General features: G+C 49.1%; 1 protein-coding gene. It reads right to left on the bottom strand.

Features of this window, described 5'->3' with window-relative positions; translation table 11 throughout:
• Nucleotides 1-424: 424 nt before the first annotated feature.
• Nucleotides 425-676, bottom strand: a 252-nt coding sequence (locus E1189_RS24420) for a hypothetical protein (RefSeq protein WP_230459869.1), incomplete at its 5' end; no start/stop codon positions are given.

Genomic DNA, 676 nt, shown 5'->3' with positions numbered 1-676 from the left:
GAGCGCCAACTTGTGCATTGCCGTGGAAAAGAACAGAGAACTCAGTTAACACTCACGGGATCAACAGCTATACATCAGCTGGCAGTTGAAACGGATGCCACAACATGGATCAGGAATCCATCTGCCCTTTGTCGCATCTCCAATCACGATGAAACTCCTGATATCTTATGTACTCCTCCTTCTTCACCTCCCCTTCTAAACACTCTATTTCCAGAGTTTTCGGAGTATTCGGACCTGGAGCAGGATGACACTCTATTTTCAGAGTTATCTTATTTGTTGCAGGATGATATCTTTCAGAGTGCTTTTTGTGCCAGTGCAGGGGGGGGCGCACTCGATACAAATGGCACTCTTACTGAAATGAGTCCGACTCAGTCTGACAGCGATCAGTGGCCCATGAACAGCTCCCGGATGCATATGCATAGAATCAACAAGGGACAGGCCCTTTGTCTGTGACCAGTGCAACTGGTCTTTCATCCGATCCGGTCATCTCATCACCCACAAGCGCACCCATACAGGGGAAAAACCCTTTGCCTGTGACCAGGATGGATGCAACCAGTCTTTCTCTACATCCGGCAGTCTCATCAGACACAAACGCACCCACACCGGGGAAAAACCCTTTGTCTGTAGCCAGTGCAACCAGTCTTTCTCCCAATCCAGTCATCTCAACGACCACAAG

This window comes from Parendozoicomonas verongulae, from assembly GCF_009711465.1.
Taxonomy (GTDB): Bacteria; Pseudomonadota; Gammaproteobacteria; order Pseudomonadales; family Endozoicomonadaceae; genus Sansalvadorimonas; species Sansalvadorimonas verongulae.
Note: the sequence above shows the minus strand (reverse complement) of the source record. Positions and strands in the feature narration are given on the sequence as shown.